The organism is Bradyrhizobium sp. SBR1B (genome assembly GCF_014198205.1).
GTDB lineage: Bacteria > Pseudomonadota > Alphaproteobacteria > Rhizobiales > Xanthobacteraceae > Bradyrhizobium.
Genome location: NZ_JACIHC010000011.1, coordinates 158,079 through 181,692 on the forward strand (window position 1 = coordinate 158,079; position 23,614 = coordinate 181,692).

Genomic DNA, 23,614 nt, shown 5'->3' on the forward strand with positions numbered 1-23,614 from the left:
TGTTCGGGAAGAATCGGAACAAAACGGACATCATCGCTCTTACTCTAGCAAGGAGAGCTGCTCATGCTGTGCTCAAGGCCGCCACGGGTCATTCGCACGACGCTTGATCTTGCGGACGCAAAGCAGGTCAAGTCCGTTCGAAGGCGCCTCAAGATCTCCGATGCCGACCTGATCAGGATCGTCGAAAAGATCGGCAACTCTCTGACGGCGATAGAGAAGGAAGTTCAGCTCGAAAAGCTCGAACTGGTGGAGCAGTGCAGCGCCAAGAGTGGCCTCACGTTCCCAGGATAGATTCAGTCATTCCATAGAAAAGGAGAACTGCAATGAACGGCCTGATTTACCTCATAGGATTAGTCGTCGTGATCGCGGCCATTCTGTCATTCTTTGGCTTGCGTTGACCGCTTTCTTTTCTACTAGCCGACGCGCCACCCTGTCTGGGTGAAGCATTTGGTAACTTCGCGTGCATCAAATGGATGATTTGCACCAGGTGAATACCATCATCGCCACGACCATTTGCGCGTTCTTCAAGGGACATCCCGACGCGCAGATCGGGACCGAAGAGGCAAAGCTGCTGGCGAAGCAGATTGCCCAGGCGCTGGATGAGGCAGGGCTGCAGATTTCCCCAGTCGATCCGACAAGCGCGCCGCGCTAGCTTTTCGGCTGGCAACCGGTGATGTGCGGGGTGAACGCCTCGCGCAATTGTTGTCGACGGCAAGGACGGGCGCCCAAGGACGGGCGGCAATGGCGGCAACGGGACCCGCTTCCTCGTGCTTCAGGTCCGTTCGAACGTATCGACGTTCGTTGTCACGGCGCGCCACCAGTTCACTGGTTTGAGCTTCGCCGGGTCGCCCTCTCTGGACGCGCTCAGCGCTTGGTCTGCGATCACGAACCAGGCGGTCTCCATCTTTCCGTGACGCAGCAATCCGGTATAGGAGACGGCGCGGTCGCCCGTCACAGACGAGCCCACTGCGACAAAGGCGATGCAATTGCCTTTATGAAACCCGGTGATGGGCACTGCTTGGCCGTAGAAGCCGCTGTCGTCGAGCGCGGTCTCGAAATTCCCCTCGATGCGGCCGTTCGCATCATCGGTGATGCGTAAGATGGAGCCGAATTGATTTCGCCAATCGCCGACCCAGGTCATGTCGGTTCTCCTACGCTCGTCGATTTGGCTCGGCGCGCAGCCGGGCGGCCTGTGCAGTTCCTTTGCGACACAGTCCGATTGCGGTTGATCTTGCTGCGGCCTACGTACGGCTCGGGGCGCCGGCATTCCAAGGCGCGACGGCCTGCTTCAGCCGGAGATCGCGCCTGCGTGCTGTCCGCCTGCTCGCGAAATTCCGTGCAGCGCCTTCGCCGCACCGTCGCCGGGCCTGCACCCGGCGATATCGCCGAGCGCGATGATGCCGACCAGCCGCTTGTCTCGATTGAGCACCGGCAGGCGCCGCACCTGAATGTCGGCCATGTTACGGGTGACCTCTTCGATGTCCTGGTCCTCGTAGCAGTATTTGACGTCTGTGGTCATGACGTTCCGCACTGGCGCGTCCGGCCCCAGGCCCATCGCGACCCCTCGCGTTGCGATATCGCGGTCCGAGATCATACCGACAAGGTGGTCATATTCAGCCACGGGCAGCAGGCCGACATTGAGCGCCGCCATCGCCTCGGCTGCGTCCTTGATGGTGTCCTGTGGGGTGCAAAGCTGCACGTCGGGAGTCATAACATCGCTGACTCTCATGGAAATCTCCATCGCTGATAGGCCGCCAACAAAATGCGCCGGCGGTCGTTCCTCAGGAACAGGTCGCAAATGGGCGACGAATTCATGAAGTCATGATGCAGTGCCGCAGGCAATGATTGTCCATTGACGGCACGCTTTTGGACTAAGCGGTTTGATCCCTCCGATCGTCTGACGCCATCTCCTCCAGCAGCTTTCCCGCCTCATCGAGCAGCTCCCGGATCGCCCTTCGCTCCGCGATCCGCTCCTGTGTGAAGGCGCCATGCTTCTGCGCATTGCGGTTTCCAGGTGGCGCGCCCGATCCGGGCGCGGCACCGTGCATACGGCAACGGAGCTTGCCGCGCATGGCCGGCGCGCGGCAGGGGAGGCCGCTGCGGGTACGGGCGCCGCAGCGCGGGCTCGCCGCCATCGCGCGCGTGTTGCGGATGTGACCGGCCCTCATGCGGTGGTGCCTCGCAACGCCTCGGTCCGGTCGCGTTCGCCGGCGTCGCGGGGCGGGACCAGCCCAGCCTCTGTCGCGGTGCCCGGCTCGGCAGCGATCAGATGTGCCTGTTGCGTGACATTCCCCACGATCGCGCTGCCGCCGTCCTGCACCGACAGATTCTGCACCGTGATCGGACGTTCACCGTTGCCGCGATGGCGGTTGAGGGCCTCCATCTGGGCTGCGAACGTGCGAGCCAGCCGGGTCAATGTGCGGGCGACGCCTTCCTGCTGCGGGATGCCTTCGGCGAAGGCGAGGCGGCAGGCAAAGCGCATGGTCGCGACGTGGACGGACACCATCTGCGCCGTCAGCATGGTTTCGAGGGAATCCCGCGGGGCGATGCTTTTCATCATCGAGATCATGAAGGCGAGATTGTCCTCATCGGGCTTCTGCAGGATCACGCTGGCTTTCATCAATTGCTTGAGGATGCCATGCAGAGCGTCTTGATCGACGGCACCGAGCGCCTCGCCCAGCAAATGCTCGCCGGTCTCCGCGTCGGGATGTTGAATTGCGATCCGTTGTCCGGTGAGCTTGACCCGCGGGGCGGGCCTGCTGCCGTACCTGACGACTGGCGTCGTGCTGTTGCGTGTCATGGCTGTTGTCATGTCGATGTCTCCCTTGAGCCCACGGCACGCGCGAGCAGGCCTCTCTGGTGCGAGAAGACCTCTCAGTTGCCGTGCGGCGGTTGCGTATTCAAATGTCGATGCTGGGCTTGTTCGCGATCGAAGCGAGGCCCACATGGCTGTGGAGGCCGATTGCTCACGCGGATCGCGATGATGGCATTATGCCCCTGTTTTGCCCGACGAGTCAAAATCGATTTCGCAACATCCGAAGGTCTCTGCCTGGCGTAAGTCGTTGTTCGGACAAGGGCCGTCTACTGTGCATGGGGTTGTTTTCGCATTTTTTGTCTGTAGGCGATGCAACACGTGCCGTGGGGCGGAATGCCGGCGACCAAACGCGATTGCGAAATCCGGGATGGCCGCTATTCATGATCTTCACATGCGTCGCACCAACAAGCCTGCACAAGCGGCGCTGCTGATGTCTGGGGAGAGAACCAATGCAACGAACCGCCCGCCTGCTCGCCGTCGTCGCCGGATTGTGTGCGTCTGTACTGTCGACGGAGACCATGGCGCAGAAATATCCGGTGCGGCCGGTCAAGGTCATGGTCGGCTTCAGCGCCGGCGGGCCGGTCGACGTCGTCGCGCGCATCGTCGGCGATCGCCTGGGCAACAAGCTCGGGCAGCCCTTCGTGGTCGAGAACCGCGCCGGGGCCAACGGCATGATCGCGGCCGAAGGCGTCGCCCATGCGGAAGGCGACGGCTACACCATGCTCGCCTGCAACTCGTCCACCATCACGCTCAACAAGACGCTATTCAAGGATATCCGCTACGATCCGGAAAAGGACTTCGCGCCGCTGACCACCGTCGTGTCGGCGCCGTTGGTGCTGGTGGTCAATCCGGAGAATCCAAAGACGGCTAGTATCAAGACCGTCGCCGATCTCGTCGCCGCGGCGAAGGCGGCACCCGGCGCGCTGGCTTACGGTTCGGGCGGCAACGGCAATCTTGCCCATCTCGCCATGGAGCTGCTGAGCCAGAAGGCCGGCATCAAGCTGATCCACGTGCCCTATCGCGGCGGTTCGGCCGCCGAGGTCGGCATCCTCGCGCAGGAGGTGCTGGCGGTGTTCGATCCGCTCTCCGCCGTGCCGCTGGTCAAGGCCGGCAAGCTGCGCGCGCTCGCGGTGTCGTCGGCCGAGCGGCTGCCGTCACTGCCCGATGTGCCGACCGTCGCGGAAGCCGGCTTCCCCGGCTTCGACATCTCGTTCTGGGTCGGCTTCTTCATGCCGAAGTCGACCCCGGCGCCGATCCTGGAGACGCTGCACCGGGAGATCGCCGCGGCGGCCAAGGATCCGGCGGTCGCGGAGAAGCTCGGCTCGCAGGGCGTGGTCAGCGTGCTGACCCCCGCCGAGTACGCCGCGAAGATCGTGAAGGAGACGAAAGAGCTCGCCGAGGTCGTCGCAGCCGCGGACATCAAGGCGGAGTAGGGAGCGCACCTGCTTCCATCGCTATTCGCCGCCGGCCAGCTGCGCCAGCCGATCGAGCAGCGGGCGTTGTCCTGCGTTGATCTTCCCCCGCGCCTCCTCGAGCGTGAACCATTCGGCACGGTCGACCTCCGGGAAGACTTGCCGTTTGCCGCTGCGCGGCGGCCATTCCATCTCGAACGTGTTGCTGCGGATGCTGCGCACGTCGATATCGAGCTCGGCGGCGAACGCGGTGACGACCTTGCCGCCGCGCTGCTTGACCTCGCCAAGCGAGACCAGCGGCACGGACAGCTCCAATCCCAGCTCCTCGGAAAATTCCCGTCGCGCGGCGGCCTCCGCATCGTCTTCGTCCGCATATTCGCCCTTGGGAATCGACCACGCGCCGAGATCCTTGTTGCGCCAGAACGGCCCGCCGGGATGAACGAGGAGGATCTCGATCGCCCGGCGTTTGCGATAGGCAATGATCCCCGCACTCTTCGATGGCATCGCAGGTTCCGTGCAGAAGCGGTCCGCTTTGTCTCGGGAAAAAGTGGAACCGGCCGTTTTAGCGCAGGTTAGTCACCAACGTTCATTTGATAAAAGGGAGTGAACCATGATCCGCCTGTTGGCAACCACCGCATTAGGGCTGGTGCTGGCGAACGCCGCCTTCGCGCAATCGCCCACCAAGTCCAAGCAGACGCCGCAATCCCAATCCAATTCCACAGCGCCTGCGACGACCTCGCAATCCGGCGCGGCCGGCACGCAGCAGACCACATCGCAGCCGCAGCAATCACCGTCGACAGGAACCTCGGCACAGACGACGCAGAGCACCGCGCCATCCTCCGGGGCCGCCAATTCCGGCACATCCAACAATGCTGCGAACAGCACGGACACTTCGCGGCCGCAGAGCGGCACGGCAAGCTCGAACACGACCGGTAACCAGCCCGCCACCCAGCAGGGCGCCAACCCGCCGCCGGCAAACACGAACCAGGCGCAGGATCGGTCCAATCCGCCACCGGCCAATAGCAATCAGGCGCAGCCCGCTGCATCCGGGACCAACCAGGCTCAGCAGGCGCCGACGGCGCCAGCCAGCAATCAGGCGCAGGGCGAGCGGTCCGGAACCAACTCTCAGGCGGCCGCGCAGACCAACGTCAATCTGAACCGCCAGCAGGAGACGAAGATCAGCACCTCGATCTCGCATCTGAACGTCCGGCCGCTGACCAGCGTCAATTTCTCGCTGAATGTCGGCACGGTCGTTCCGCGCGACGTGCACCTCTCGACTCTTCCGCCTGATGTCGTCGAGATCGTGCCGCAATATCGCGGCTACAGCTTCGCGCTAGTGAAGGATGAGATCGTCGTGGTCGATCCGGCGACCTACAAGATCGTGACGGTGCTGCCGTATTCGGGGAAATCCACGGCAACGACGACGTCGACCACCCGCGAGCGCAGCGCAAGCAAGTTCTCCGACCGCGATCGCGATGCGATCCGCAAGCATGCGAAAGCGCGTCCCGAGAGCAGGAGCGAACGGCAGACCACCGGAAGCACAGCTCGCACCGAGATCCATGTCGGCGATCGCGTCCCTGATAGCGTCGAGGTCGAGGAATTTCCGAGCACGGTTTATCGGGATGCGCCCGACCTGCGGGAGTACCGCTACATCCATCGCGATACCCGGACTTATGTCATCGAGCCTCGCGAACGACGCGTGATCGAGGAGATCGATTAGTTCACAGCCGTCGGAAGCCGCCCATCGGGCGGCTTCTCGATTTGTGCGTCAGATCGCCGAACGTTCGCGCGCCGCGATGCGGATGGCGCGAGCCTTGGTGCCCTTCGCCGCGCGCGCTGCAATCATGCCCCTCGCCTTGCCACGGGCCGAGGCGTTCTTGTGGAGCAGGGATACGAACCGCTTGCGCGCCCGGTTTGTCGACAGGCGCGCCGCAAGCTGTTCGGCCTTGCGAATGATGGTCGCGACCGAGGGTGTCAGGTTGACCGGGACCCAGGCGATATCCTTCGCCTTGGAGAGGCTGCCGATGCCCTCGCATGGCGCCTCGCGCGGCAGGTCGATCCTGATCGCGAGGGCCTCGGACCGCTCGGTCCAGTCCTCAGCCTTGGTACCGGTGATGATGCGGACATAGTCGCGCGTCTCACGCGGCAGCTCGCTCTCCTTGGCGAGCCACTTCTGAACGCGGCCGGGACCGGCATTATACGCAGCCGCGGCGAGGCCGAGATTGCCGAAATCGTCGCGAAGCTTGCGCAGGAATTTTGCCGATGCGGGCAGCGCCTTCATGGGATCGAAGGGATCGTCGAGCCCGACTTCGGCGGCCGTCCCGGGCATGAACTGCGCCACGCCCTGGGCGCCGGCCTGGCTCACCTCGTTGGACCTGAAGCGGCTCTCCTGCCAGAGCAGGCGGGCAAAGAATGGCACGGGAATGCCGCTGGCCTCGGCGGCCTCGCGAAGCGCGTGGCAAAATCGCTCGGTCGGGGAAACCGGTGCCTGTAGGGCTGGCTCGTCCGCCCGGGGCGGCTCGATCACCTGCTCATAGGCGGCGCGCGCGTTGGCGAGCTCGATGGCCTGCACACTTGCGAGGAAGAGCTCGACCACCGGAACAAGTGGGGAGGCCCGATTGTTCTGAATAACGGCGCGGTCGAAAGTTGATGTTTGCCGGGACGCCGACGGATCGAGGTCGCACATCAGAATCATGAACGCGGCGCAAGCCGCGATGACAAATCGCATTTGCGGAGACAACCTCGAACTGTGGGATGAACGGCCAGCGGTGCGCCGGCGATAAGAAGTTCTTAACCGTCTGATTGCGGCAAAGCTGCGGTCTCGTTGGTTCCTTCGGTGTTACTACGGTGTTCCCGAACAGAAACTCCCCGCGGTTTTTGCGGATCATTATTTTTAGAATGGGACGAGCGATCATGAGGCGGTGGCTGCTTGGCGCGGTGATGTCGATGTGGTTCGTCTGCCCGGTGCTCGCGGGACATCTCGATGCGAAAGCGGTGAACGAGGCTGCGCGGCCGGAAAAGCAGCCGGCCGCGGACAAGGTCGACGCGCCGGTGACGAAGCTGCAGATTCTGCTCGATCGTGCGCAATTCTCTCCTGGCCAGATCGACGGCAAGTTCGGCGAGAACGCGCAGAAGGCGATGAAGGCGTTCGCTGAGCAGAACGGAATGGCCTTCGACAAGGTCGTTGCCCCTGAACTCTGGGACAAGCTGACCGCAGCGAGTGAGGGGCCTGTCGTTGTCGACTATAAGATCACCGACGCGGACGTGAAGGGGCCGTTCCTCAAGAAGCTACCGGCCAAGCTCGATGACATGAAGTCGCTGGAGGCGCTGAGCTACACCAGCCCGCTCGAAGGGCTCGCGGAAAAATTCCACATGAGCGGAGAGCTGTTGAAGGCGCTCAATCCGGGCAAGTCATTCGACAAGGCTGGCGAGGCGATTGCCGTGGCCAACGTGCCGGCGCGGCGGGAGCTGCCGCGCATCGCTCGGATCGAGATCGACAAGACGCGCGCGACGCTGAAGGCTTACGAGGGCTCTGGTCGTCTGGTCGCGTTCTACCCGGCATCAATCGGCAGTCCGGATCGCCCGACGCCGACGGGGACGCTGAAGGTCACCGGCACCAACGAGCAGCCGACCTATCACTACAATCCGGAGTACAAGTTCAAGAGTGTGAAATCCAAAAGACCCTTCGACATCAAGCCGGGTCCCAACAATCCGGTGGGATCGTACTGGATCGGGCTGTCGGCGCAGGGTTATGGCATTCACGGGACGGCGGAGCCCGACAGGGTCAGCAAGTCGGCGTCACACGGCTGCATCAGGCTCACGAATTGGGACGCCCGTGTGCTCGGCGAAAACACCAAGCGCGGTACGCCCGTCGTCTTCCTCGATGCGCCGACGGAATCGTCGTCGAAGCAGAAGGGCAAGACGGCCGGCAAGCGCGCCGCGAATTAGTCCTTGCTAGTCCTTGGGGAAATCCTTGCGCATCGCCATCTCGGCGGCATCGCCCGGCGACAGCACGGTCTGATCGAAGGCCGCTTGCGGCTTCGTCATGATGTCGTAGAGCGAGATGCCCTTGATCGGCTTGCCCATGAGCTCGCGGACGCAGTCGGCGAGCGTGCCGTTGTAGACGAGATAAGGCGGACCTCGGTCCTTCTGCCTCTCGCCCTTCAGCGACGGCCACTTCTTCAGTTCGGCCGGCGCGTCATAGGCGATCGGCGATCCCTCTTTGAACATGCGTTTGGCCCCGGTGGCTTGGATTGCAGGGAATCCTAGAGCCGCCGGGTAAACACGCGTTGAAGAATTAGTTCAAATCAGCCGGCAATGAAGGCGAGCAGGGTGCCGTTCGCCTTGGCCGGCGGCACACAGATCGCCGGCCCGCTGCGCATCGCTGCTGAACCCAGCGCTTTTTCGGTCGAAGCCAGATCTCCGCTGACGAGCACCAGCGCCGCGCCGCCGCGCTCGGAGAGGCCCGCGAGCGGCACGCCCGGATAGCGTTTGGCGAGCTGGTCCAGCGTCAGATAGATGAAGTCGGCACGATCGCCGCCGGAGGGCACCGTGACTGCGCCGTCGGCCTCGGCGGCCGGTTCGCGGTCGATCAGCCGGCCGAGATGCGCGGCGTCCTTTGCCGGCTCCGGGGTTGCGATCAGCGTCTGCCTGATCCGCTTTGCCGCATTGGCGTGCCTCATCAATTCGGGAATCCACACGGTCTCGCGCGTCTTGTGCTGGCAGGCGAAGATGCGCACCCCGCCGGGCGCTTCCGCGGTCGGCCACATGAAGGTGCGGAATTTGGCCGCCGAGACGGTGCCATCAGGCAGCGTCACCGGCCGTTCGAAATCGGTCGGGCCGATCGGCGCCAGGCCGCGCGCGCGGATCTCTTCCGCGCCGGCGGCGGAATCGACCGCGGTGAAGGCGATGCGCTCGATGCCTTCGCCGCGCTTGTCGAGGAAGGCGCGCGCCGGTGCGTTGTGCTCGGTCGCGACGAGCACGCCGAGCAGCTCCATATAATCGGGGTCGAACATGATGGTGTAATTGCCGGTGCCCATATGCGCGCTGTGGGTGCCGCGCGGCGACACGGTGAAGCCAAGCTGCCGATAATTCTCGGCAGCCTTGTCGAGGTCCTGAACCATGACCACAGCGTGGTCGATACCGATGACGTTCTTGAGGGCCACTGTTCTTTCCCCGTGCATGCAAATGACTTTGGGCCGCGTCGGCGGCCGCTGGTCCTGTCTACGCCGGATAGGCGGTCAAGTCATTTTCAATTCAGGAGGAGATGCGGAATTTCATTCCGCGAAATGATCTGTCGCCGCGCGGGCAGCATCAGCGGGCCTGCTCAAGATAGGCGGCGAGGATCGCGCGCTCCTCGCCGGTCATTTCGGTGATGTTGCCGGGCGGCATCGCGCTCGACCAGGCCGCGACACGGCCGATCAGGCGGATGTTGCGATGGATGTGCTCGGGCGCATCGAGCAGGATGCCCTTCGGTGCGGTCACGATGCCGGCCCAGACCGGCTCGGCGGCGTGGCACATGCTGCAACGGGACGTCACGATCTCCTCGACAGCGGCAAGGGTCGGCTGTGTCGGCAGTGCGCCGGACTTGACCTCGCGCGGTCCGGCGGCGGAGAGGAAGAGGATCGCAATCACGCCGATTGCCGCGACGCCCCACACCCACCATGGCGATTTCCGTCCCGCGTGGCGCTCGTTGAAGAAGTGGCGGATCACCGGCCCCAGCGCCAGGATGATGGCGACGATGATCCAGTTGAAGCGCGTGGCATAGAGCAGGGGATAGTGGTTGCTGATCATCAGCACGACCACGGGCAGCGTCAGATAGTTGTTGTGGACCGAGCGCTCCTTGCTGGCCTTGCCGAGCTTCGGATCCGGCGCCTGTCCCGCGATCAGGCTGGCCACGATCTTCTTCTGGTTGGGGATGATCAGCGCAAAGACATTGGCCACCATGATGGTGCCGATGATGGCGCCGATCTGGTTGAAGGCGCCACGGCCGCTCAGCACATGGGTGAAGGCATAGGTCAGCGCGACCAGGAACAGATAGCCGCCGATGGCGAAGGGCAGCTCGCGCTGGGCGAGCCCGGTGCGGCAGGCGGCTTCATAGAGCAGCCACGCCAGAGCCAGGCTCGCGAGGCTGAACAGGCCGGCCTGGAACGGCGTGAGATCGAGGATCGACTTGTCGACCAGGAACAGATCGGCCTCGAGATAATACACCACCACCATCAGCGCGAAGCCGGACAGCCAGGTGGTGTAGGCCTCCCATTTGAACCAGGTCAGCTCGTCCGGCATTTGCTTTGGAGCCACCAGATATTTCATGATCCGGTAGAAGCCGCCGCCATGGACCTGCCAGGCTTCGCCCTGGACGCCGTCGGGCAGGTCACTCGTTCGGTTGCCCTTGGGCCTGAGGCTGAGGTCGAGGGCGATGAAATAGAAGGAACTGCCGATCCAGGCGATCGCCGCCACCACGTGAAGCCAGCGCAGCAGCAGGCTCGCCCATTCCGATATGATGGATCCCCACATGATCATCCCGTCGATTGCGACAGCGATGCCGCAGCTTTGATGACCGCAACCCCCGCCCATACAATGTGTCGCACCTATCCGCGGTGTTTTCCAGTACGATGGGCGCAGCTGATGCACATCGTGCGGGCATCAGCTGACGTGGGATGCGGCAGAGCTTCGACCTGCCGCGGTGGTATCGATGGTCGAGATTGCAGGCCGGGAGGACAATTTGAAGAGCAGAATTTTGTCCGTCGCGATATTCGCGGGGCTACTGATTGCTACCGGTGCGCAGGCCGAGCCGGTGTTGCAGGGCAAGGACGCTTATGGCGATTGGCGGGCCGACAAGCCCGGCACGGTCAGGCTGATCCGGCCGCGGGATCTGGTCAGGCCCGGCGCCACGCGGTCGGTTGCGAGCTCGTCGCGCGTGGTGCCGCGCCCGGCCGAGGCTGCGCTTCGGGTGCCGGCGGGCTTCAAGATCGAGCTGTTCGCCGAAGGACTGCGCGCGCCACGCATCATCAGGGTTGCGCCGAATGGCGACGTCTTCGTCGCGGAGACGCGGGCCGGCACCATCCGTGTGTTGCGGGCCGGGGAGGGCAACAAGCTCGCGACCAACGAGGTGTTTGCTAGCGGCCTGAGGCAGCCGTTCGGCATCGCCTTCTTCCCGAACGGGGACAATCCGCAATGGGTCTATGTCGCCAACACCGATAGCGTCGTCCGCTTTCCCTATCAGGCCGGCGATCTCAAGGCGCGCGGCAAGGCCGAGACGATCGTGCCGAGCCTGCCGCATGACGGCGGTCATTCCACCCGCGACATCGTCTTCACGCCCGACAACAAGCGCATGCTGGTCTCCGTCGGTTCGCTCAGCAACGTTGCGGAAGGCATGGGCACGCCCCCGGGCGGGATGGAGGCGTGGGCGAAAACGCAACCGCTCGGCGCAGCCTGGGCCAGCGAGACCGAACGCGCGGCGGTGCTGGCTTTCAATCCCGATGGCAAGGAGCGGAAGATCTACGCCACCGGCATCCGCAATTGCGTCGGCCTTGCGATCCAGCCGCAGACCGGTCTGCCCTGGTGCTCGACCAACGAGCGCGATGGCCTCGGCGACGATCTCGTGCCCGACTACGTGACCAGCGTGAAGGAAGGCGCGTTCTACGGCTGGCCCTGGTTCTATATCGGCGCCAACGAAGACCCACGCCACGCCGGTGCGCGGCCGGATATCAAGGACAAGGTGACGGTCCCCGATGTGCTGGTGCAGCCGCACTCGGCCTCGCTCGGCATGATTTTCTATCAGGGCACGCAGTTTCCGCCCGAGTATCAGAGCGACGCGTTCGCCGCGGAGCACGGCTCCTGGAACCGGTCGAAGCGCACCGGCTACAAGGTGATCCGCATCCGGATGAAGGACGGCAAGCCGACGGGTGAGTACGAGGATTTCGTCACGGGTTTTGTCGTCAGCGACACGGAAGTGTGGGGGCGGCCGGTGGGAGTCGCGGTGGCGAAGGATGGATCGCTGCTGATCTCGGAGGATGGCAACGGCACGATCTGGCGGGTGACGTATTCGCGCTGAGCGAGCTCTCTAAGCCTCTCCCCGCGTGCGGGGGGAGGCCGACGCGCTCGGCAGCGCAATTGCGCGCCAGAGCGCGGCGGGTGAGGGGGAGTCTCCGCGAGTCCTTCTATTGAGTTTGCGGAGGTGGCCCCTCACCCCGGCGCTCTCAGCGCGAGCGAAGCTGGTCGCGGCCCCGTAAGAACGGAGAGGGAGAAGACCTACCCCCGTCTCACGCTGGCTCCACCATCCACCGGCAGCGTCACGCCCGTAATGAAGTTTGCCTCATCCGACGCCAAAAACAGGGCAGCGTTCGCGACGTCCCATCCGGTGCCCATTTTCTTGCGCAGCGGCACCTTGCTGTCGCGTTCGGCCTCGACCTCGGCGCGGGTCTTGTGCCATTCGCGGGCGCGGGTGTCGACGGCCATCGGCGTGTTCATCAGGCCGGGCAGGATGACGTTGGCGCGGATGCCGTATTCGGCGTTCTGGTAGGCGAGCTGTTCGGTGAAGGCGATCATCGCCGACTTCGTCGCCTTGTAGGCGACATAAGGATAGTTCGTGATCGCCGCCATCGAGGAGATGTTGATGATGGCGCCGCTTCCTTGCGCGCGCATGATCGGGATCACTTCTTTTGCCGCCAGGATGCAGCTTTTCAGATTGATGGCGACGACGCGGTCGAACGCTTCCTCGGTCAGTTGCAGCAGCTCGGCATCGCCGCCGGACAGGCTGACGCCGACATTGTTGTGCAGCACGTCGATCCGGCCCCAGCGCGACTGCGCGTCCTTGACCATCGCCTTGATGTCGGCCGACTTCGTGACGTCGGCCTTGAAGGCCGCGGCGGTGCCATGTTTCGCGGTGATCATCGCCACCGTTTCCTGCGCCGATTCCAGATGATGATCGACGCACAAGACCTTTGCGCCCTCGCGCGCGAAGGTCAGCGCGGTGGCGCGGCCATTGCCCATGCCTTCGCCGGGGCTTTGCCCGGCTCCGACGACGATGGCGACCTTGTCCTTCAAGCGCATCTCGGTTCACTCCCTGATCCCGTATTTCTCATTATTTTCGTGCAGATTAGCAATCGGCCCGACCGGGGAGAAGGGCGCGGCTTTTGCGTTCATGTCATTGACATCGCATGGAATTGCATGTTGCGCCGGCCCAACGCGCATGGCTGGCCCTTGCGGTTCAGGAACCGTTCTGAGGCCGCCGCGTTTGTTGCGGAGCCTTTCCCGCGCTAGGCTCTGTCCCGGGGCTTCCCAACCGCCAGTGGCTTGCCGATGAATCTGCTCGACCCACAAGGGCCCGTGGCTGCGGCCAACAGCACCATTCTGGTCGATTCCGTCTTCATCATGCTCGTGATCGTGGTGCCGACCATTTTCGCGATTCTCGGCTTTGCGTTCTGGTTTCGCGCCTCGAACCCAAAAGCGCGCTACCAGCCCGACTTCGTCTATTCCGGCCGCGTCGAGATGGTGGTGTGGGCGATCCCTGCGCTCACCGTCATCCTGCTCGGCGGCGTCGCCTGGATCGGCTCGCATCAACTCGATCCCGCAGCACCGGTGCGGGGGACCGGAAGCCCCGTGCGGATCCAAGCGGTTTCGCTCGACTGGAAATGGCTGTTCATCTATCCGGACCAGCGCATCGCCACCGTCAACACGCTGACCGTGCCGGCCGGCGCCGAGCTGAACTTTCAGCTGACGTCGTCGGGCGTGATGAACACGTTCTTCATCCCGCAGCTCGGCAGCATGATCTACACCATGAACGGCATGGTGACGAAGCTGAACCTGCGCGCCGACAACGAAGGCAAGCTGCAGGGGTTGTCCGCGCATTTCTCCGGCGACGGCTTTCCCGACATGATGTTCGACGTCAACGTGGTCTCGCCGCTCGCCTTTCCTGAATGGGTGGCGACCACGGCGAAGACCGATGCCGTGCTGAATGAGGACAGCTACAAGAAGCTGATGCAGCAGGGCGTCGAGAAGGGCAGGCCGATCTATCGCCTGGAAGATCCCCGCCTGTTCGACCTGATCGCGACCCAGCACATCCCGCCGGGACCGGGGCCGGAACTGCTCTCCGATGCAGGCCGTCCGCACAGTGGAGGCCACGATGCTCGGTAAGCTCGATTGGTCGGCCATTCCGTTCGATCAGCCCATCCCGCTGGTCGCGGGCGCAGTGGTGCTGGTCGCGATCCTCGGCGTGCTGACCTGGGTCGTGGTGAAGGGGCATCTGCCCTATCTCTGGAGCGAATGGATCACCAGCGTCGATCACAAGCGCATCGGCGTCATGTATATTCTGCTGGCCTCGGTGATGCTGCTGCGCGGTGGCAGCGACGCCATCATGATGCGGATCCAGCAGGCCGTCGCCTACCAGTCGCAGGGCTACCTGCCGCCGGAGCACTACAACCAGATCTTCTCGGCGCACGGCACCATCATGATCTTCTTCGTGGCGATGCCGTTCGTGATCGGGCTGATGAACCTGATCGTGCCGCTGCAGCTCGGCGTGCGCGACGTCGCTTTCCCGACGCTCAACTCGGTCGGGTTCTGGCTGACCGCGACCGGTGCGCTGCTGGTCAATCTCTCGCTCGTGATCGGCGAGTTCGCGCGCACCGGCTGGCTCGCCTTTCCGCCGCTGTCGGAGCTGTCCTATTCGCCGGGCGTCGGCGTCGACTATTACGCCTGGTCGCTGCAGATATCCGGCGTCGGCACGCTGGTCGCCGGCATCAACCTTGTCACCACGGTGCTGAAGCTGCGCACCAGGGGCATGAATTATTTGCGCATGCCGATGTTCTGCTGGACCACGCTGGCCTCGAACCTCCTCATCGTCGCGGCCTTCCCGATCCTCACCGCCACGCTCGCGATGCTGCTGCTCGACCGCTACCTCGGCTTCCACTTCTTCACCAACGAGGCCGGCGGCAACGTCATGATGTTCATGAACCTGATCTGGGCCTGGGGACATCCGGAGGTCTACATCCTGGTGCTGCCGGCGTTCGGCATCTTCTCCGAGGTGGTCTCGACCTTCTCCGGCAAGGCGCTGTTCGGTTATCGCTCGATGGTGCTTGCGACCATGGCGATCTGCGTCATCTCCTTCATGGTCTGGCTGCATCATTTCTTCACGATGGGGGCAGGGCCGGACGTCAACGCCATCTTCGGCATCGCCAGCATGATCATCGCGGTGCCGACCGGTGTGAAGATCTACAATTGGCTGTTCACGATGTATGGCGGCCGCATCCGCTTCGCGACGCCGATGCTGTGGGCGGTCGGCTTCATGGTGACATTCATCATCGGTGGATTGACCGGCGTCCTGCTCGCGGTGCCGCCCGCAGACTTCATGCTTCACAACAGCATGTTCCTGGTGGCGCACTTCCACAACGTCATCATCGGCGGCGTGTTGTTCGGCGCCTTCGCCGGCTTCGAATATTGGTTTCCCAAGGCGTTTGGTTTCCGCCTCGACGAGCGCTGGGGCAAGCTGGCGTTCTGGTTCACCTTTCTCGGCTTCTTCATCACCTTCATCCCGCTCTACATCGCCGGCATGCTCGGCATGACCCGGCGCATGCAGCATTATGACGTCGCGGCGTGGCGGCCCTGGATGATCGTTGCAGCAATTGGCATGGCCGTGCTCACGATCGGGGTGATCTGCCAGATCATGCAGCTCGTGGTCAGCATCCGCAACCGCGAGGCGCTGCGCGACCGTACCGGCGATCCCTGGGACGGCCGCTCGCTGGAATGGGCGACCTCGTCGCCGCCGCCGGTGTTCAACTTCGCCTTCAATCCCGATGTGCGCGGCGAGGACGCCTATTGGGACATGAAAATCCATGCCCAGCAGCAATCGCTCGAACGCGACAGGCCGGAATATCAGGACATCGAGATGCCCCGGAATTCCCCGACCGGCTTCGTCTGCGCGTTCTTCGCCACCGTCATGGGCTTTGCACTGATCTGGCACATCTGGTGGATGGTGATTTTGGGCGGTCTCGGCGCGTTCGCGACCTTCGTCGTTTTCGCCTGGCGCGACCATGACGAATACGTCATTCCCGCGGAGGAGGTCGCAGCGATCGACCGCATCAATCTCGAGGAACGACGCAGCCTCGTCAGCATGGCGGGGACGGTCTGATGGCGATGACTGCGACCGCCGGCCACGCGCATGCCGATCCCCATCACATCGGGCTCGTCATCGAGCACCCCGGACCCGCTTCGAAGCGGATCGTGACCGCCTACGGCTTCTGGATTTTCCTGCTCTCCGACATCGTGATGTTCTCCTGCTTCTTCGCGGCCTACGCGGTGCTGTCCGGGCAGACGGCCGGCGGCCCGAAGGGCTCGGAGATTTTCGAGCAGAGGAACGTCGCGATCGAGACCGTGTGCCTGCTGTTGTCGAGCTTTACCTGCGGCATGGCCAGCATCGCGGCCGATGTGCGCAACCGGTTCTGGTTCTATCTCGGGATGACCGTGACCTGCGTGCTCGGGCTGATCTTCCTCGTCATCGAGTTCCGCGAATTCGCCGACCTCGTCGCGCGCGGCTATGGCCCGTCGCGCAGCGCCTTCCTGACCGCGTTCTTCTCGCTCGTCGGCTGCCACGGCCTGCATGTCTCGGCCGGCGTGCTGTGGCTCCTCACCATGATGGCCCAGGTGTTTGCCAAGGGCTTCCGCGCCGACGTCCTGCGCCGGATGATGTGCTTTGCGCTGTTCTGGCACGCGCTCGACATCGTCTGGGTCGGGGTATTCTCCGTCGTCTATTTGCTTGGGAGTGCCGCATGAGCGATCAGAGCCACGCGCGGAGCGACCACGACCTCGCGCCGGGCGAGGAAGAGCAACACAGTGTCGGCACCCGTATTCTCGGCTACGTCGTCGGCCTTGTCCTGGCTCTGCTGCTCACGGCGACGTCGTTCTTCATCGCCGGCACCGATCTGGTCTGGCAGCCCTCCATCCCGGTTGCGTTGATCGTGCTGGCGATCGCGCAGATGGGGGTGCATCTGGTGTTCTTCCTGCACATCACGACCGGTCCCGACAACACCAACAACGTGCTGGCGCTGGCCTTCGGCCTGCTGGTGGTCTTCCTGGTGGTGGGCGGCACGGTCTGGATCATGGCGCATCTGAATGCGAACATGCCGCCGATGGACCAGATCATGCGGATGCAGTGATAGCACCGCCCAAAAAAGAAGAGCCGCTTGTTGTGACAAGCGGCCCAAGTCTAGGGAGGAAACGCCCAAGCAGGGCAATCAGGCCGGAGCCGGATTGCTGCCAAGGAAACGCCCGCGCAAGCGCTTGCGTACCTTTATGAGTGCAGCAACTCGCGAAGGGGTTCAATTCCGGATCAATACGGTCATGGACTACTACTCACGGATGCGTGAGGGAATTTTTCACTTCGGCCGGCGGCAATTGTAGGCCTTGCGGAAGCCGGCCGCCTGGGCGTCGTCCTCCGAGCAGAACCAGCGGTCCGGCTTGGTGGTCGCCGGGTAGCTCGGGCAACCCCGCAGATGATAGATGCCGATGTTGCCGGTGACGCGTGCGCGCACCGCGAGCTTTCCCTTGATGCTGCAACTCGGCGGCATCGTCAGCTCCTCCGGGAACAGCACGGCGCGAATTTCCTTGTCGCGGTCCGGACGGCAGGCGGCACCCAGCAGTGCGCCGTCCTTCTTGCCCGCGCGGAAGTCTTGCGGCGCAACAAAACACCCCTTCCAGATCCCGGCGGCGGCCGACTTGGCCTCGGCCACGGCCGGCTTGACGTTCGCCTTGATCGGCTCCCGCGCGACGGCAAAGCCGAGCTTGACCAGCTGTTCGTTCAGGCTGGCCTTGTCGCCCTCGGCCGTGCAGATCGCCCGGTGCCGCTTGCCAAAGCTCTTCTCCGGCCCGACATCGTCACAGCGCACGGAGCGCTTGTTGATCAGCTTCGCCAGCTGGTCGCGAGCCTCGATGCCGCAGGTCCAGGAATCGGCGTGGTCGTCGATGCAGACCTGGTCGAGCTCGGGCGCGTCGACGCCGTCGAGCCGGTAGGTGACGTCGCCAAGCTGGATGGAGTTGCCGTCGCGGACTATCGCGGCGGCGGTCAGCGCGGAAGCCGGCTCGGAAGACGCCAGGACTCCGGACAAGGCGAAAAACAAAACGAGCGCAAAAGCGCGGGCGGCGGCAAAGACATTTCGGAAGGACATGCGGTCTCGCTATCGATTGCTCGTGCGCCTGTTCCTAGCATCCGGATGTGGCGATACCAATGGTCTGCACCCTGCGAAGTGCGACATTCCGGCCCCGCGGCTTTACTCCCCGCCCGCTCTGACCCTATCGTTCGCAGGCCTTGCGGACCGTGCAGGCTGAATCGCCCGGGAAGCGGCGAGGGCGGGAGGAAAAGGTTGCGATGAAAGACCCCGTGGACGTCCTGATCATCGGCGCCGGCGCTTCGGGCGCGGCGGTGGCGTGGTCGCTGGCCGAGACCAAGATGCACATTCTCTGCCTGGAGCAGGGCGGCTGGATGAACCCGGCGGAATATCCCAGCACGGGCCGGGACTGGGAGGCCAAGTTCTACGGCGAGTGGTCGTCGAGCCCGAACGTGCGCGGCCGGCCCGAGGACTATCCGATCAACGACGACAATTCGCCGATCAAGGTCGTGAACTACAACGCGGTCGGCGGCTCCACGGTGATGTACACCGCGCACTGGCCGCGGCTGCATCCCTCCGATTTCAAGGTGAGGACGCTGGACGGCGTCGCCGACGACTGGCCGATCGATTACGACGCGCTGACCCCGTTCTTCGAGGAGAACGATCGGATCATGGGCACGTCGGGCTTGTCAGGCGATCCGCTCTCGCCGCTGACGCATCCGCCGATGCCGCAACAGCCGCTCGGATTGTCCGGCGCCATCATCGGCAAGGCCATGAACAAGCTCGGCTGGCACTGGTGGCCGTCGGATACGACGGTCGCGACGATGGACTATGAGGGCCGGGCGCGCTGCATCAATCTCGGCCATTGCACGCCGGCCTGCGCGCAAGGCGCCAAATCCTCCACCGACATCACCTATTGGCCACAGGCGATCCGCGCCGGCGTCGAGCTGCGCACCCATTGCCGGGTACGCGAGATCACCACCGACGAGAGTGGCATGGCCTCCGGCGTGGTCTATTACGACAAGGACGGCGTCGAGCAGTTCCAGCCCGCGCATGTCGTCATCATCGCCTGCAACGGCGTCGGCACGCCGCGGCTATTGCTGAACTCGGCGTCAAACCGCTTTCCGAACGGCCTTGCCAATTCGTCGGGCCTCGTCGGCAAGAATTTGATGTTCCATCCCTATGCGCAGATCTACGGCTATGTGAAGGAGCCGACCGATAGCAACCGCGCGCCGCCGACCTGCCTGTGGAGCAAGCAGTGGTACGACACCGACCTGTCGCGCGGTTTCGTGCGCGGCTATGGCGTTCAGTTCGTGCGCGGGGCCGGACCGGTGTTCGAGGCTGTCGTCAGCGAGCAGAAGGGCATTCTGCCCTGGGGCGAGGATCATCACCGCGTCTTCCGCAAGCTGAACGGCCACCGGCTCGGATTTTCCGCGATCTGCGAGGATCTGCCGGAGGAGCATAATCGCGTCACGCTCGATCCCGTGCTCAAGGACAGTCACGGCATTCCCGCGCCGAAGATCGACTACACCATCAGCGAGAACAGCCGGAAGATGATGGAGCATGCGCTGGCGCGCGGCCGGGAGATTTTGGAGACCGCGGGCGCCACCGATATCTGCATCAATTCGCCGATCCCCTGGGGCGGCTGGCACCTGCTCGGTACCGCGCGGATGGGCACCGACCCAGAGCGCTCCGTGGTCAATGAATGGGGCCGCACGCACGACGTGAAGAACCTCTTCATCGTCGACGGCAGCATCTTCGTCACGTCGGGCGGCGTGAACCCGACCTCCACCATCCAGGCCCTCGCGCTCTACATCGCCGACCAGATGAAGCAGCGCCTCGCCAATTTGTTTGATTAAGGCCGCCATGTCCGCAGACAATCTCACGCGCACCCAACGCGACGACCTCCGCAGCATCGCCGCGATGATCGTTCCCGCCAGCGACGAGTACAAGGTGCCCGGCGCCGACGATCCCGCGATCCAGGCAGATATGCTCGCAACGCTTGGCCGCGATACCAAATTGGTCGCGGCCGCGCTGGATGATCTGGCGCGGCTGGCAGGAGCGCCGCTCGCCGAGCTCGATGCCACCAGACGCGATGCGGTGGCGCAGGAGTTTCGCAAGCACGGCGGCGTCGCCGCCGCGACGCTCGTCCGTGTCGTGCTGCAATGCTACTACCGCGACGACCGCGTGCTGGGTTCGCTGGGGATCGAGCTGCGGGCGCCATTCCCGAAGGGCCATGTGCTTCCGGATGGGGACTGGTCGCTGCTCGATCCGGTGAAGGCGAGGGCAGGCACGCTGCGGCGGGCGCCCTAGCCATCTGGGCAGTCCAGCCCTGCGCGCCCGACGGGCACCTTGCGCGGCCGGGCACAGGCCACCATCTGTGTGAGCCTTCAAGGACTCTTGCCATGCTGGATTTCACCTCAGATATCGTCGATGACGGCGCGTCATCGCGAACGACAGCATCTGCGCCGGCCGATGACCGGGCGTTGCTGGACGCCTATTCCAATGCCGTGATCGATGTGACCGACCGGGTCGGCCCCGCGGTCGTGCGTGTCGAGACCGGGCCAAAAGTGCCGAACGGCCGTGAGCGCGGCGGGCTCGGCTCGGGCATCGTGATCTCGCCTGATGGCCTCGTCCTCACCAACAGCCACGTGGTCGGCACGTCGAAGGAGATCCGGCTGCGCGACGTCGAGGGCCATGTCGGCGACGCCCAGGTGCTCGGCGTCGATCCCGATACCGACCTTGCGCTGCTGCGCGCCAACGGCGTGCGCCATTTGCCCTATGCCGCGCTCGGCAATTCCAAGACGCTGCGCCGCGGCCAACTCGTGATCGCGATCGGCAATCCGCTCGGTTTCGAATCGACCGTGACCGCCGGCGTGGTCTCGGCGCTCGGCCGCTCGATCCGCTCGGTGAGCGGGCGCACCATCGAGGACGTGATCCAGACCGACGCCGCGCTCAACCCTGGCAATTCCGGCGGCCCGCTGCTGTCGTCGAATGCCGAGGTGATCGGCATCAACACCGCCATCATCAACGGCGCTCAAGGCATCTGCTTCGCGGTTGCCAGCAACACCGCGCAATTCGTGCTGTCGGAGATCATCCGTCACGGCTATGTCCGTCGCGCCTATATCGGCGTCGCCGGACAGACCGCGCCGATCCCACGGCGGCATGCGGTGCTGGCCGGCATCGAAAACAAGATGGGCGCATTGCTCGCGCAGATCGAGCCGGATGGTCCGGCGGCGAAGGCGGGCCTGTTGCCTGGCGACGTCGTCATCAGGCTCGACGGCGTTGAGATGAACGGCGTCGACGATTTGATCCGCGTGCTCGACCGCGACCGCATCGGCCGGCGGCTCGCCATGGACGTGCTGCGGCTCGGCCGCCTGCGGGCGATCGATATCGACCCGATCGAGCGCAAGCCGCAGCGCTAGCGTGGGACGGGCGAGGCGGGGTATGACGGTGTCATGCCTCGCCTTCGGAAACCCGCATGATGCCGGCACACGAGACCTACGACGTCATTGTTATCGGCGCCGGTGTCGGCGGCATGACGGCGGCGGCCGTGGCCGCTGCGCAAGGCCTGCGCGTGCTGGTGATCGAGAAGACCGCGTTCGTCGGCGGCACCACCGCCTGGTCCGGCGGCATGGTCTGGATTCCCGCCAATGCCAGAATGAGGGAGGCCGGGCTCTCCGACAGCGTCGCGGATGCCGTCCAATATCTGTCGAGCACGGTGCCCGAGCCCGCCAATGCCGGTCTGCGCGCCGCCTTCCTCGCGCGCGGGCCCGAGGCGATCGCCTATCTCGAAGCCAACACGGAGGTACGCCTCCAGCCAGTGAAGGCCTGTCCGGATTGTTATCCGGAGCGGCTCGGCGCGACGCCCGGCGGCCGCGTGTTGGAGCCGGTCGGTTTCGACGGCACGCGGCTCGGCGGCGCTTTTGCGCGATTGCGGCCACCGTTGCCGGAGTTCACGCTGTTCGGCGGGATGATGGTCGATCCTCGCGACGTTCCGCATTTGCGCAGTGTTGGAAAATCGCTGCGCTCGACCCTGCGTGCGGCGCGGCTGATCTCTCGATATGCGCTGCAGCGGCTGCGGAGCCCGCGCGGCACGTCGCTGTATCTCGGCAACGCACTTGCCGCGCAGCTCTATGCTTCGGTGCTGGCGCGGCAGGTTGAAGTTCTCTTCAGCGCCGATGTCGAAGACCTCTCGATGCAGGGCGACCGCGTCAGTGGCGTGGTGATCCGTCACGGCTCGCGCGACCGGCCGATCGCAGCGCGCCGCGGCGTGGTGCTGGCAACCGGCGGGTTCTCGCACGACGCCGTATTGCGCAAGCGCTTTTTCCCGGCGGCGGCTGGATTCGTCTCGGCGACCAGCCCTTCCAGCACCGGCGACGGACTTCGGCTGGCGGCAGCGACTGGTGCCGCGCTCAATGCGGATGCGACCAGCCCGGCCTATTGGGTGCCGGCCTCGCTATTCCGCCGCGCCGACGGCAGCCGTGGCGTGTTCCCGCACCTTGTGGCCGACCGCGCCAAGCCCGGCGTGATCGCCGTCAACACAGCGGGCCGACGTTTCGTCAACGAGGCGCTATCTTACCACGAATTCGTGCTGGCCATGCTGCGCGACAGCAATGGCGAGCCGGACCGGCGGTTCTATTTGATTTGCGATCGCCGGTTCCTGTGGGCTTACGGCCTCGGCCGGATCAGGCCGTTCACGCGGAGCTATCGGCGCTATGTGGCGAGCGGCGAGTTGGTCGAGGCGCCTGATATCGCGGGGCTCGCGGCGAAGATCGGCATCAAGCCGCGGGTGCTGGCGGCGACGATCGCGAGCTACAACCAAGGCGCGAAGGAGGGGCGCGATGGCGAATTCGGCCGCGGCAGCACCATCTATCAGCGCCACCTCGGCGATATCAGCCGCAAGCCTAATCCCTGCGTCGCGCCCATCCTCCGCGCGCCGTACTTCGCGATGCGCATCCATCCGGCCGATCTCGGCACGGCCGTCGGCATGAAGGTCGATCCGCAAGCCCGGGTGCTGCGCGCGGACGGCACGCCGATTGCGGGCCTTTATGCCTGCGGCAATGACATGGGCTCGATCATGAACGGGAATTATCCGGGACCGGGCATCACGCTGGGGCCGGCACTGGTGTTTGGATATATCGCAGGAAGGCATCTGGCGGAGGGAAGCGTCACACGTGAGACCGCTGCAGGCGTGTCGGCGTCGGTTTAGCTATTTCCACCGCTGCCATGCTCCGCGAAAGTGGGGCATCCAGTACGCCGCGGCCCATCGGTTCAATCACAACCGC

25 protein-coding genes are annotated in these 23,614 nt (G+C 64.3%); 14 read left to right on the plus strand and 11 right to left on the minus strand.

What is annotated here, in order from left to right; translation table 11 throughout:
• The first annotated feature begins 63 nt into the window (after positions 1–63).
• Both GGD61_RS25490 and GGD61_RS25495 read left to right on the plus strand, forming a co-directional pair.
• Positions 64–291 carry a DUF3606 domain-containing protein gene (locus GGD61_RS25490; protein ID WP_092259843.1) on the plus strand — a complete coding sequence of 76 codons (228 nt, stop codon included), beginning with the start codon at positions 64–66 and terminating at the stop codon, positions 289–291.
• Between the two features lie 178 nt (positions 292–469).
• Positions 470–652 carry a hypothetical protein gene (locus GGD61_RS25495; protein ID WP_018322675.1) on the plus strand — a complete coding sequence of 61 codons (183 nt, stop codon included), beginning with the start codon at positions 470–472 and terminating at the stop codon, positions 650–652.
• 120 nt (positions 653–772) lie between these two features.
• Here GGD61_RS25495 and GGD61_RS25500 read toward each other — a convergent pair whose 3' ends face one another.
• The 4 genes from GGD61_RS25500 to GGD61_RS25515 all read right to left on the minus strand — a co-directional run bounded on the left by GGD61_RS25500 (position 773) and on the right by GGD61_RS25515 (position 2,812).
• On the minus strand, positions 773–1,141 hold the full coding sequence (locus GGD61_RS25500) for an avidin/streptavidin family protein (RefSeq protein WP_092259841.1): 369 nt from the start codon (positions 1,139–1,141) through the stop codon (positions 773–775).
• Positions 1,142–1,288: 147 nt separating this feature from the next.
• A complete protein-coding gene (locus tag GGD61_RS25505; RefSeq protein WP_026202791.1) occupies positions 1,289–1,729 on the minus strand; it encodes a CBS domain-containing protein in 441 nt (146 codons plus the stop codon).
• Between the two features lie 142 nt (positions 1,730–1,871).
• A complete protein-coding gene (locus GGD61_RS25510) occupies positions 1,872–2,168 on the minus strand; it encodes an HGGxSTG domain-containing protein (RefSeq protein ID WP_092259839.1) in 297 nt (98 codons plus the stop codon).
• Positions 2,165–2,812 (minus strand): hypothetical protein, encoded by a 648-nt coding sequence (locus GGD61_RS25515; RefSeq protein ID WP_177237267.1) that lies wholly within the window; start codon positions 2,810–2,812, stop codon positions 2,165–2,167. The genes GGD61_RS25510 and GGD61_RS25515 overlap by 4 nt, the downstream gene beginning before the upstream one ends.
• Positions 2,813–3,264: 452 nt before the next feature.
• Between GGD61_RS25515 and GGD61_RS25520 the strand changes: the two genes are divergently transcribed.
• Positions 3,265–4,248, plus strand: coding sequence for a tripartite tricarboxylate transporter substrate binding protein (locus GGD61_RS25520; RefSeq protein ID WP_092259835.1), 984 nt, complete (start codon positions 3,265–3,267; stop codon positions 4,246–4,248).
• A 21-nt stretch (positions 4,249–4,269) separates the two neighbouring features.
• Here GGD61_RS25520 and GGD61_RS25525 read toward each other — a convergent pair whose 3' ends face one another.
• Positions 4,270–4,731 (minus strand): NUDIX domain-containing protein, encoded by a 462-nt coding sequence (locus GGD61_RS25525; protein WP_092259833.1) that lies wholly within the window; start codon positions 4,729–4,731, stop codon positions 4,270–4,272.
• Between the two features lie 106 nt (positions 4,732–4,837).
• On the opposite strand from GGD61_RS25525, the gene GGD61_RS25530 reads away from it, so the two are divergent.
• Entirely contained in the window at positions 4,838–5,947 is a 1,110-nt protein-coding gene (locus GGD61_RS25530) for a DUF1236 domain-containing protein (RefSeq protein ID WP_183231492.1), read from the plus strand.
• Between the two features lie 48 nt (positions 5,948–5,995).
• Here GGD61_RS25530 and GGD61_RS25535 read toward each other — a convergent pair whose 3' ends face one another.
• Positions 5,996–6,955, minus strand: a complete 960-nt coding sequence (locus tag GGD61_RS25535) for a lytic transglycosylase domain-containing protein (RefSeq protein WP_092259830.1) — start codon at positions 6,953–6,955, stop codon at positions 5,996–5,998.
• Between the two features lie 185 nt (positions 6,956–7,140).
• Between GGD61_RS25535 and GGD61_RS25540 the strand changes: the two genes are divergently transcribed.
• On the plus strand, positions 7,141–8,175 hold the full coding sequence (locus GGD61_RS25540) for a L,D-transpeptidase family protein (protein ID WP_092259828.1): 1,035 nt from the start codon (positions 7,141–7,143) through the stop codon (positions 8,173–8,175).
• A gap of 6 nt (positions 8,176–8,181) precedes the next feature.
• Here the strand turns inward: GGD61_RS25540 and GGD61_RS25545 are convergent, their stop codons facing one another.
• The 3 genes from GGD61_RS25545 to GGD61_RS25555 form a co-directional block, all read right to left on the minus strand.
• Positions 8,182–8,457, minus strand: coding sequence for a hypothetical protein (locus tag GGD61_RS25545; RefSeq protein WP_018322685.1), 276 nt, complete (start codon positions 8,455–8,457; stop codon positions 8,182–8,184).
• A 77-nt stretch (positions 8,458–8,534) separates the two neighbouring features.
• Positions 8,535–9,392 carry a VOC family protein gene (locus GGD61_RS25550; protein ID WP_092259826.1) on the minus strand — a complete coding sequence of 286 codons (858 nt, stop codon included), beginning with the start codon at positions 9,390–9,392 and terminating at the stop codon, positions 8,535–8,537.
• Between the two features lie 148 nt (positions 9,393–9,540).
• Positions 9,541–10,743: a urate hydroxylase PuuD gene (locus GGD61_RS25555; protein ID WP_177237266.1), complete on the minus strand. Its 1,203-nt coding sequence runs from the start codon at positions 10,741–10,743 to the stop codon at positions 9,541–9,543.
• A gap of 178 nt (positions 10,744–10,921) precedes the next feature.
• Between GGD61_RS25555 and GGD61_RS25560 the strand changes: the two genes are divergently transcribed.
• Positions 10,922–12,283 carry a sorbosone dehydrogenase family protein gene (locus tag GGD61_RS25560; protein ID WP_244550720.1) on the plus strand — a complete coding sequence of 454 codons (1,362 nt, stop codon included), beginning with the start codon at positions 10,922–10,924 and terminating at the stop codon, positions 12,281–12,283.
• A gap of 197 nt (positions 12,284–12,480) precedes the next feature.
• On the opposite strand, the gene GGD61_RS25565 is transcribed toward GGD61_RS25560, so the two are convergent.
• Positions 12,481–13,281 (minus strand): SDR family NAD(P)-dependent oxidoreductase, encoded by an 801-nt coding sequence (locus GGD61_RS25565; RefSeq protein WP_018322689.1) that lies wholly within the window; start codon positions 13,279–13,281, stop codon positions 12,481–12,483.
• 249 nt (positions 13,282–13,530) lie between these two features.
• Here GGD61_RS25565 and GGD61_RS25570 point away from each other — a divergent pair, with 249 nt between their 5' ends.
• From GGD61_RS25570 to cyoD, 4 genes are read left to right on the plus strand one after another with little or no spacing between them, the layout of a single operon-like run.
• The gene (locus GGD61_RS25570; RefSeq protein ID WP_092259822.1) at positions 13,531–14,364 is read left to right on the plus strand and encodes a cytochrome ubiquinol oxidase subunit II; all 834 of its coding nucleotides are present in this window, start codon (positions 13,531–13,533) and stop codon (positions 14,362–14,364) included.
• Positions 14,354–16,354 (plus strand): cytochrome o ubiquinol oxidase subunit I, encoded by a 2,001-nt coding sequence (gene cyoB, locus GGD61_RS25575; protein ID WP_092259973.1) that lies wholly within the window; start codon positions 14,354–14,356, stop codon positions 16,352–16,354. The genes GGD61_RS25570 and cyoB overlap by 11 nt, the downstream gene beginning before the upstream one ends.
• Complete coding sequence (locus tag GGD61_RS25580) at positions 16,354–16,995, plus strand: cytochrome (ubi)quinol oxidase subunit III (protein ID WP_092259820.1); 642 nt, start codon at positions 16,354–16,356, stop codon at positions 16,993–16,995. The genes cyoB and GGD61_RS25580 overlap by 1 nt, the downstream gene beginning before the upstream one ends.
• Positions 16,992–17,378 (plus strand): cytochrome o ubiquinol oxidase subunit IV, encoded by a 387-nt coding sequence (gene cyoD / locus GGD61_RS25585; RefSeq protein ID WP_018322693.1) that lies wholly within the window; start codon positions 16,992–16,994, stop codon positions 17,376–17,378. The genes GGD61_RS25580 and cyoD overlap by 4 nt, the downstream gene beginning before the upstream one ends.
• 219 nt (positions 17,379–17,597) lie before the next feature.
• Here the strand turns inward: cyoD and GGD61_RS25590 are convergent, their stop codons facing one another.
• Entirely contained in the window at positions 17,598–18,386 is a 789-nt protein-coding gene (locus tag GGD61_RS25590; protein WP_092259818.1) for a thermonuclease family protein, read from the minus strand.
• A 200-nt stretch (positions 18,387–18,586) separates the two neighbouring features.
• Here GGD61_RS25590 and GGD61_RS25595 point away from each other — a divergent pair, with 200 nt between their 5' ends.
• The 4 genes from GGD61_RS25595 to GGD61_RS25610 all read left to right on the plus strand — a co-directional run bounded on the left by GGD61_RS25595 (position 18,587) and on the right by GGD61_RS25610 (position 23,538).
• On the plus strand, positions 18,587–20,185 hold the full coding sequence (locus GGD61_RS25595; RefSeq protein ID WP_092259816.1) for a GMC family oxidoreductase: 1,599 nt from the start codon (positions 18,587–18,589) through the stop codon (positions 20,183–20,185).
• A 7-nt stretch (positions 20,186–20,192) separates the two neighbouring features.
• Positions 20,193–20,639 (plus strand): hypothetical protein, encoded by a 447-nt coding sequence (locus tag GGD61_RS25600; protein WP_092259814.1) that lies wholly within the window; start codon positions 20,193–20,195, stop codon positions 20,637–20,639.
• A 92-nt stretch (positions 20,640–20,731) separates the two neighbouring features.
• The gene (locus tag GGD61_RS25605; protein ID WP_092259812.1) at positions 20,732–21,751 is read left to right on the plus strand and encodes a S1C family serine protease; all 1,020 of its coding nucleotides are present in this window, start codon (positions 20,732–20,734) and stop codon (positions 21,749–21,751) included.
• A 56-nt stretch (positions 21,752–21,807) separates the two neighbouring features.
• Positions 21,808–23,538, plus strand: coding sequence for an FAD-dependent oxidoreductase (locus GGD61_RS25610; protein ID WP_092259810.1), 1,731 nt, complete (start codon positions 21,808–21,810; stop codon positions 23,536–23,538).
• Positions 23,539–23,614 lie beyond the last annotated feature (76 nt).

Bases quoted from the DNA above. Each gene is read 5' to 3' on its own strand.
- GGD61_RS25555 (WP_177237266.1), bottom strand. From the start codon at position 10,743: ATGTGGGGATCCATCATATCGGAATGGGCGAGCCTGCTGCTGCGCTGG.
- GGD61_RS25595 (WP_092259816.1), top strand. From the start codon at position 18,587: ATGAAAGACCCCGTGGACGTCCTGATCATCGGCGCCGGCGCTTCGGGC.
- GGD61_RS25605 (WP_092259812.1), top strand. From the start codon at position 20,732: ATGCTGGATTTCACCTCAGATATCGTCGATGACGGCGCGTCATCGCGA.
- GGD61_RS25610 (WP_092259810.1), top strand. From the start codon at position 21,808: ATGATGCCGGCACACGAGACCTACGACGTCATTGTTATCGGCGCCGGT.
- GGD61_RS25530 (WP_183231492.1), top strand. From the start codon at position 4,838: ATGATCCGCCTGTTGGCAACCACCGCATTAGGGCTGGTGCTGGCGAAC.
- GGD61_RS25535 (WP_092259830.1), bottom strand. From the start codon at position 6,955: ATGCGATTTGTCATCGCGGCTTGCGCCGCGTTCATGATTCTGATGTGC.
- GGD61_RS25500 (WP_092259841.1), bottom strand. From the start codon at position 1,141: ATGACCTGGGTCGGCGATTGGCGAAATCAATTCGGCTCCATCTTACGC.
- cyoB (WP_092259973.1), top strand. From the start codon at position 14,354: ATGCTCGGTAAGCTCGATTGGTCGGCCATTCCGTTCGATCAGCCCATC.
- GGD61_RS25525 (WP_092259833.1), bottom strand. From the start codon at position 4,731: ATGCCATCGAAGAGTGCGGGGATCATTGCCTATCGCAAACGCCGGGCG.
- GGD61_RS25580 (WP_092259820.1), top strand. From the start codon at position 16,354: ATGGCGATGACTGCGACCGCCGGCCACGCGCATGCCGATCCCCATCAC.
- GGD61_RS25515 (WP_177237267.1), bottom strand. From the start codon at position 2,812: ATGACAACAGCCATGACACGCAACAGCACGACGCCAGTCGTCAGGTAC.
- GGD61_RS25600 (WP_092259814.1), top strand. From the start codon at position 20,193: ATGTCCGCAGACAATCTCACGCGCACCCAACGCGACGACCTCCGCAGC.
- GGD61_RS25510 (WP_092259839.1), bottom strand. From the start codon at position 2,168: ATGAGGGCCGGTCACATCCGCAACACGCGCGCGATGGCGGCGAGCCCG.
- GGD61_RS25505 (WP_026202791.1), bottom strand. From the start codon at position 1,729: ATGAGAGTCAGCGATGTTATGACTCCCGACGTGCAGCTTTGCACCCCA.
- GGD61_RS25570 (WP_092259822.1), top strand. From the start codon at position 13,531: ATGAATCTGCTCGACCCACAAGGGCCCGTGGCTGCGGCCAACAGCACC.
- GGD61_RS25540 (WP_092259828.1), top strand. From the start codon at position 7,141: ATGAGGCGGTGGCTGCTTGGCGCGGTGATGTCGATGTGGTTCGTCTGC.
- GGD61_RS25520 (WP_092259835.1), top strand. From the start codon at position 3,265: ATGCAACGAACCGCCCGCCTGCTCGCCGTCGTCGCCGGATTGTGTGCG.
- GGD61_RS25495 (WP_018322675.1), top strand. From the start codon at position 470: ATGGATGATTTGCACCAGGTGAATACCATCATCGCCACGACCATTTGC.
- GGD61_RS25590 (WP_092259818.1), bottom strand. From the start codon at position 18,386: ATGTCCTTCCGAAATGTCTTTGCCGCCGCCCGCGCTTTTGCGCTCGTT.
- GGD61_RS25560 (WP_244550720.1), top strand. From the start codon at position 10,922: ATGGTCGAGATTGCAGGCCGGGAGGACAATTTGAAGAGCAGAATTTTG.
- GGD61_RS25490 (WP_092259843.1), top strand. From the start codon at position 64: ATGCTGTGCTCAAGGCCGCCACGGGTCATTCGCACGACGCTTGATCTT.
- GGD61_RS25545 (WP_018322685.1), bottom strand. From the start codon at position 8,457: ATGTTCAAAGAGGGATCGCCGATCGCCTATGACGCGCCGGCCGAACTG.
- cyoD (WP_018322693.1), top strand. From the start codon at position 16,992: ATGAGCGATCAGAGCCACGCGCGGAGCGACCACGACCTCGCGCCGGGC.
- GGD61_RS25565 (WP_018322689.1), bottom strand. From the start codon at position 13,281: ATGCGCTTGAAGGACAAGGTCGCCATCGTCGTCGGAGCCGGGCAAAGC.